General features: G+C 71.2%; 5 protein-coding genes and 1 pseudogene. 4 read left to right on the forward strand and 2 right to left on the reverse strand.

The features are described 5' to 3' along the window. Together KS423_RS33765 and KS423_RS33770 are read right to left on the reverse strand one after the other, a co-directional pair. Positions 1 to 190: pseudogene (locus KS423_RS33765) on the reverse strand (hypothetical protein); the annotation flags it as partial. 214 nt (positions 191 to 404) lie between these two features. After that, on the reverse strand, positions 405 to 1508 hold the full coding sequence (locus KS423_RS33770) for an ABC transporter substrate-binding protein (protein WP_224283565.1): 1104 nt from the start codon (positions 1506 to 1508) through the stop codon (positions 405 to 407). Positions 1509 to 1832: 324 nt separating this feature from the next. Between KS423_RS33770 and KS423_RS33775 the strand changes: the two genes are divergently transcribed. The 4 genes from KS423_RS33775 to KS423_RS33790 all read left to right on the forward strand — a co-directional run bounded on the left by KS423_RS33775 (position 1833) and on the right by KS423_RS33790 (position 6561). After that, positions 1833 to 3407 carry an APC family permease gene (locus KS423_RS33775; protein WP_224283568.1) on the forward strand — a complete coding sequence of 525 codons (1575 nt, stop codon included), beginning with the start codon at positions 1833 to 1835 and terminating at the stop codon, positions 3405 to 3407. Between the two features lie 203 nt (positions 3408 to 3610). Then, the gene (gene trpS / locus KS423_RS33780) at positions 3611 to 4660 is read left to right on the forward strand and encodes a tryptophan--tRNA ligase (RefSeq protein ID WP_224283569.1); all 1050 of its coding nucleotides are present in this window, start codon (positions 3611 to 3613) and stop codon (positions 4658 to 4660) included. Between the two features lie 212 nt (positions 4661 to 4872). Continuing rightward, entirely contained in the window at positions 4873 to 5829 is a 957-nt protein-coding gene (locus tag KS423_RS33785) for an LD-carboxypeptidase (protein WP_224283566.1), read from the forward strand. A gap of 57 nt (positions 5830 to 5886) precedes the next feature. After that, positions 5887 to 6561 (forward strand): nucleoside/nucleotide kinase family protein, encoded by a 675-nt coding sequence (locus KS423_RS33790; protein ID WP_224283567.1) that lies wholly within the window; start codon positions 5887 to 5889, stop codon positions 6559 to 6561. Positions 6562 to 6968 lie beyond the last annotated feature (407 nt).

Below are 6968 nucleotides of genomic sequence, written 5' to 3' on the forward strand. Positions count from 1 at the left end.
CGTCCTGGCGCGCCGCCCCCTCCGGGGAGCCGGGCGAGGCCGCACCGGGCTCGGCGGCGGACGCGATCGAGCACATCGGGACGGCCGCGGCGGGCGGGCCGGGCTCGGCGGACGGGGGTGAGGATCCGGCACTGTCCCCGGGCGGGCCGGGCAGGGACGGGGCGGTTGCGGCGGGGTGGAGCGAGGTCATCTGCGGGCCCTTCGGGGAACGGTCCCGACGATCCTCCCGCACCACGCGATCAGCTCCAAGCGTCGGACCCGACGGTGTGCGCGACACCACCGCGGGATCGGTGCGGGATGAGCGGGGGATCGCCCAAGACAGCGCTGGGCGAACACCGTTGCCACACGACCGGAACGGCGTCCTGTTCTGCGTGCCGACCCCGCCCCTGCCCCGCCGGTCAGTATCAACTTCCGGGCGCCACAAAGCCCTTGAGGTCGGTGAGCACCGCGTTCGCCGCCATCACGCCGAGCCCGAGGAACCAGGTCTCGTCCGAAACCGGCCGGGCCTGACCGGACTTGACCGCTCCGAGCGTCTTCCAGAGCGCGCCGCCCAGCACCGCGTCCTGGTTGGTCGAGCTGGGGCTGCCGTACACGCCGTAGAAGATCCAGTCGGCGTCGGCCTTGTCGATCTGCTCCGGGCTGACCTCCACCGCGAGCTCCCGGACCTGCTCGATCCCGGGCTGCGGCAGCGGCACGTCGGTGAGGATGGTGCCGATGAAGGAGAGCTCGGCGTAGAGCCGGGTCCGGCCCGGCATGAAGCGCAGCGGCGTGATGGTGGGCCGCTTGTCACCGAGCTTCGCGCCGATCGCCGCGGCCGCCGCCTGGTACGCGTCGAGCTGCGTCCCGGCCTCGGCCTCCAGGCCGAACGCACTCGCGTTGAGCAGGAAGTTCTGCTTCCAGGGGTAGCCGGGGCGCAGCGAGAAGACGGTCGGCGCGATCTTGGACAGCTGTACGTACTGGTCCTGGGCGCGCAGCTGGCTGCCGAGGATCAGGTCCGGCTTGAGCGCGGCGATCGCCTCCAGGTTGAGGCTGTTGATGGTGCCGACGGCGGCAGGGCTGCCGGCCTTGTCCTTGAGGTAGGACGGCAGGGACTTGGAACCGTCGGTGTGCACGACGCCGACCGGCTGGATGCCGAGGGCGACGACGTTGTCGAGCTCGCCGGTGTCCAGCACCACGACGCGGGTGGGCCTGGCCGGGATGACGGTCTCGCCCATCGCGTGCTTGAGGGTGCGCGGGTAGACGCCGGGGGCGGCGTCGGTGCCGAAGCCCTTCATCTTCTCGATCACGGTGGCGTAGTCGTCGCCGCCCTGCTTGACCGACTTCTGGTTCGGGGAGGAGCCGCCGCCCGGGGTCGAATCGGCGCTGCCGCCCGATCCGCCCGATCCGCCACAGGCGGTGAGCAGCCCGCCGAGGCCGAGCACCGCGCCTCCGGCGATCCCTGCGGTGAGGAACCTGCGGCGGGTGGCGGTGCGGGGGAGGAGGGCCTGGTCGTCGGAGGTGGTGGGCACGCGACGCTCCTTCGCGATCGAAATTAGGTTAGGCAAACCTATCTGAACTCGAAGGCGGCGGGGTCGCGACCCCTCCGTGCCGGGAGGGCAAACTATGACGAACCTTGGCAAAAGGAAGAAATTTTCTTGGCTCAGATCCTTTGAAACAAAGGTACATGGGCTAACAAGGCGTGAATGCATCGACTCAGTCGGCCTCCATGGGGACGAATCGAAGCACGTGGTTTAGATCACCAAGGGTTGGTCTACTCAACCTTCCATGCCCGGATCTAGGGTGCGCTGGTGTTTGATCAGCAGCTCTCAGAGCACACGAGCAGCGGCCGGGCAATGGCGCCCGGCGCTCCGCAGGGTGCCCCGGTCAGTGGCATCAGTGGTGGGGTCCCCGCCGATCAGGGGACCGCTGGGGGAGCGGGGGACAAGGGTCTACGGGGCGGTTCCGTCGGCCTGCTGAGCAGCGTGGTGCTGGGCGTCTCGACGGTCGCCCCGGTCTACTGCCTGACCGCCACGCTCGGTCCGACCGTCACCGCGGTCGGCGTCCAGATGCCTGCGGTGTTCCTGGCGGGCTTCCTGCCGATGCTGCTCGTCGCGTTCGCGTACAAGGAGCTGAACAAGGACTTCCCGGACTGCGGCACGTCCTTCACCTGGGGCGTCCGGGCCTTCGGCCCCCGGATCGGCTGGATGGCCGGCTGGGGCCTGACGGTGGCGACCATCATCGTGCTCTCCAACCTGGCCGGGGTCGCGACCGACTTCCTGTACCTGATGCTGGGGGAGATGACCGGCAGCAGCTGGGTCACCGAACTCGACCAGAACAAGGCCGTCCACCTGCTCACCGTGGTCCTGCTGATCGCCGGCGCCACCGCGATGAGCTACCGGGGGATGACCGCCACCAAGTGGTTCCAGTACAGCCTGGTCGGCCTCCAGCTGGCCGTGCTGCTGCTCTTCTCCGCCATCGCCATCGGCAAGGCCGCCTCCGGCGACCTGCCCGACTCGATCGGCTTCTCGCTCTCCTGGCTCAACCCGCTCGAAGTCGACTCGTTCAGCGCGTTCACCGCCGGACTGTCGCTGTCGATCTTCATGTACTGGGGCTGGGACACCTGCCTGACCATGAACGAGGAGACGCAGGGCAGCGCCAAGACCCCCGGCCGCGCCGCGATGATCTCCATGGTCACCCTGGTCGGCTCGTACCTGCTGGTCGCGATCGCCTCCCAGATGTTCGCGGGCGTCGGCACCACCGGCAACGGTCTCGGCAACCCGGCCACCGCCGACAACGTCTTCGCCGCGCTGGCCCGCCCGGTGCTCGGCTCGCCGTGGAGCATCCTGCTCTTCCTGGCCGTCGTCGCCAGCGCCGCCGCCAGCCTGCAGACCACCTTCATCCCGGTGGCCCGCACCCTGCTCGCGATGAGCGCCTACCGCGCCGTGCCACCGCGCTTCGGCGCCGTCCACCCGCGCTACCGCACCCCGGGCTACGCCACCGTCGCGGCGGGCATCGCCACCGCGGTCTTCTACGTCGGCATGAGCCTGATCAGCGAGAACGTCGTCCAGGACACCATCCTGGCGCTCGGCTTGATGATCTGCTTCTACTACGCGCTGACCGCCTTCGCCTGCGTCTGGTACTTCCGCCGCTCGCTGCGCACCGGTGCCCGCGACCTGCTGCTCAAGGGCGTCGCCCCGTTCCTCGGCGGCGTGCTGCTCAGCGCGGTCTTCCTGCAGACCCTCACCGACGCCTGGGCCCCCGACTACGGCAGCGGTTCGGTCTTCGGCATCGGTTCGGTCTTCGTGATCGGCGTCGGCATCCTGCTGCTCGGCGCCGGGCTGATGACCTGGTACGGCTTCATCCGGCCGGAGTTCTTCCGCGGCGAGACGCTGCGCAAGGACACCCCGGCGCTGGTCGTGGAGGACTGACGCCACTACTGTTGGGCGCATGAAGCGCTTCGTGGGCCTGTGCTGGTGGCCGTCCTAGGACGGCCACCCCACTCGCCTGACCCAGGGCCGTCCGGGATGGACGGCCCTGCTGCGTTTTCCGCGCTCCCCGCAGGACGGGCCCCTCGCCCCGGACGGCCGCCACCACCGCCGCACCGAGGAGAGAGACCTTGACCACCGAGACCATCGCCGCCGCCGCGGCTCCCGTTCGCGCCGCCGTCCCCGTTCCGTCCGACGACCCGACTGCCCACCGCGTCCTCACCGGGGACCGCCCCACCGGACCGCTCCACCTCGGCCACTACTTCGGCACCCTGCGCAACCGGGTCCGGCTCCAGGACCAGGGCGTCGAGATGTTCGTCGTGGTCGCCGACTACCAGGTCATCACCGACCGCGACCTCGCCGACCGGCTTGCCGAGCACACCGAGAACCTCGTCCTCGACTACCTCGCCGCCGGCCTCGACCCCGAGCGGGCGACGATCTTCCCGCACAGCGCCGTCCCCGCCCTCAACCAGCTGCTGCTTCCCTTCCTCAGCCTGGTCAGCGTCGCCGAACTGGGCCGCAACCCCACCGTCAAGGACGAGATCGCCCACTCCCGGCAGTCCGCCGTCAGCGGCCTGATGTTCACGTACCCCGTCCACCAGGCCGCCGACATCCTCTTCTGCAAGGCCGACCTGGTGCCGGTCGGCCAGGACCAGCTGCCCCACCTCGAAGTCGCCCGCACCGTCGCCCGCCGGTTCAACGAGCGCTACCCGCACGCCGACGGCCGCGCCGTCTTCCCCCGCCCGCAGGCCCTGCTCTCCGACGCCCCGATGCTGCTCGGCACCGACGGCGGCAAGATGAGCAAGAGCCGGGGCAACGCCGTCGCCCTCGGCGCCACCGAGGACGAGACCGCCCGGATCATCCGCGGTGCGAGGACCGACGCCGACCGCCGGATCGGCTACGACCCGGTCAACCGGCCCGAGGTCTCCAGCCTCGTCCTGCTCGCCGCGCTCTGCCAGGACCGCGCCCCCGAGGCCGTCGCCGAGGAGATCGGCGACGGCGGCGCCGCCGCGCTCAAGCGCACCGTCACCGAGTCCGTCAACGAGTTCCTCCGCCCGATGCGCGCCCGCCGGGCCGAACTCGCCGCCGACCGGGGCCACCTGCGGCAGGTCCTGCGCGACGGCGCCGAGCACGCCAACGCCGTCGCCGACGCCACCCTCACCGAGGTCCGGGAGGTGATGGGGGCGGTGATCTGAAGAGCACCCACCGCCCGCCCTTCCCGAGCGCGACGGAGTCTGCAGGAGCCTGCCGGGTCCCCCGTCGGGACCTGCCGACCCGCGGACCGCATCCGGCGGACGCCGACCGGCGGACATCGGCCGGTTGACACGGGGCATATCGTCACCGGGCGGTCGCGGCCACAGCGCGACCGCCCGCACCCCGCTCCCGCGCCCGAAAGGTGGCCCGGCCCATGGACCAGCACCCGACCACACCCGGCCAGGGACTGACCCGCCCGCCGCACCTGCGACCCGGCGACCACATCACCGTCGTCGCCCCCAGCGGCCCCATCGACGCCGAACGCCTCACCGCAGGGTGCGCGATCCTCCGCTCCTGGGGGCTGCGCGTCACCGTTGCCCCGCACGTCCTCGACACCCACTCCTCCCTCGGCTACCTGGCCGGCACCGACGCCGATCGTGCCGGCGACCTCCAGTCCGCCTGGGTCGACCCCACCGTCGACGCCGTCATCTGCGCCCGCGGCGGGTACGGCGTGCACCGCATGCTCGACCTGCTGGACTGGACCGCGATGCGCGCCGCCGGGCCCAAGCCCTTCATCGGCTTCAGCGACGTCAGCTCCCTGCACGAGGCCTTCGCCCAGCGCCTCGGCCTCGCCACCCTCTACGGACCGCTGGCCGCCGGCGCCTCCTTCGTCTCCGACAGCCCGACCGCCGAGCACCTGCGCCGCACCCTCTTCGACCCTGCCGCCACCACCGTCCTCACCTCACCCACCGCCGCCCCGCTCGTTCCCGGCCAGGCCCGCGGCGTCACGGCCGGTGGCTGCCTCCACGTCCTCACCGCCGAGCGCGGCACGCCCGCCGCCCGGCCCTCCTACGAGGGCGGCATCCTGCTGCTCGAAGACGTGAACGAGCACCCCTACCAGCTCGACCGGCTGCTCACCCAGCTCCTGCGCTCCGGCGCCCTCGACGGCGTGGCCGGCCTGGCCCTCGGCTCCTGGGAGGGCTGCGGACGGCCCGAGCGGGTCCGGGACGTGATGCTCGACCGGCTCGGCGGGCTCGGCGTCCCCGTGCTCTGGGAGCTGGGCTTCGGCCACTGCCCGTCCACCCTCACCGTCCCGCTCGGCGTTCCCGCCCTGCTCGACGCCGACGCCGGCACCCTCACCCTCGACCTGCCCGCCCTCGCCGACCGCTGAGCCGATCCGGCCCGGCGAGCCCTGCCCGGGACGGGGCGCCCTGAGTAAGGTGCGGCCATGAACGAGGACCGCCTCACCGCCCTCGCCCTCGGCTTCCTCCGGGGCCGGGGCAGCAACGCCCGCACGATCCTCGGACTTGCCGGCCCGCCCGGTGCCGGCAAGTCCACCCTGGCCCGCCACCTGGTCACCGAGGTCGAGCGCGCCGAAGGCCCCGGCACCGCCGCCTACGTCCCGCTCGACGGCTTCCACCTCTCCGGCGCCCAGCTCGACCGCCTTGGCCTGACCCGGCGCAAGGGCGCCCCGGCCACCTTCGACGCCCACGGCTACGTCGCCCTGCTGCGCCGCATCGCCGACGACCGCTTCCAGGACATCTACGTCCCGGACTTCGACCGCGCCCTGGACGAACCGGTCGCCGCCCGCCATGTAGTCCGCCCGCACACCCGGCTCGTCATCACCGAGGGCAACTACCTCGCCTCCGCCGACGCACCCTGGCCCGACGCCCGCCGGCTGCTGCACGAGCTCTGGTACGTGCACACCGACGACGACGTCCGCGAGGAGCGCCTGCTGCGGCGACACCGCGACGGCGGCCGCGACGAGGCCACCGCCTGCCGCTGGGTCACCGGCAACGACCACCCCAACGGCGAGTACGTGAAGCCCGGCCGGGCGCTCTGCACCCGGACCGTCTCAGGCGCGGGTTTGCCTCCGGTGTCGGAGAGGGGTAGTGTTCTCTAGTCGCTCGGCAGGGAGCACCGGACACGCGTCTGCGCGGACGGTCCCGGAGCGGCCAATCCCCTGAAACACCACCTCCCGGTTCGTGCCGGTCGTTTTCGCTTTTTCGCTTTTCCGCGTGACGGCCTGGTGCGTATTCGGCGTGCGCGTTTTATCGGGTTGCGGTCGGATTCGCTTTTCGGAGCGGAGATCGGCTAGAGTTTGAAACGTCGGACGGGGCGTCAAACCCTGGAAGACACCGGCGAGTTGGATGAACGAAGCCCCGGAAACGGAGCGGAAAACATCTGATAAGCTGGAAACACGAAAGAACGAAGCCCGGAGGGCCTGCTGGAAGGCGGTCCGAAGGAAGCGTCCGTTCCTTGAGAACTCAACAGCGTGCCAAAAGTCAACGCCAGATATGTTGACATCCC

The sequence above is a fragment of the Streptomyces sp. LS1784 genome (assembly GCF_020103755.1).
Taxonomy (GTDB): domain Bacteria; phylum Actinomycetota; class Actinomycetes; order Streptomycetales; family Streptomycetaceae; genus Kitasatospora.

What these genes read in the sequence shown, in the direction of transcription:
- KS423_RS33790 (WP_224283567.1), top strand. Translation starts at nt 5,887, where the DNA reads ATGAACGAGGACCGCCTCACCGCCCTCGCCCTCGGCTTCCTCCGGGGC.
- KS423_RS33785 (WP_224283566.1), top strand. Translation starts at nt 4,873, where the DNA reads ATGGACCAGCACCCGACCACACCCGGCCAGGGACTGACCCGCCCGCCG.
- KS423_RS33775 (WP_224283568.1), top strand. Translation starts at nt 1,833, where the DNA reads ATGGCGCCCGGCGCTCCGCAGGGTGCCCCGGTCAGTGGCATCAGTGGT.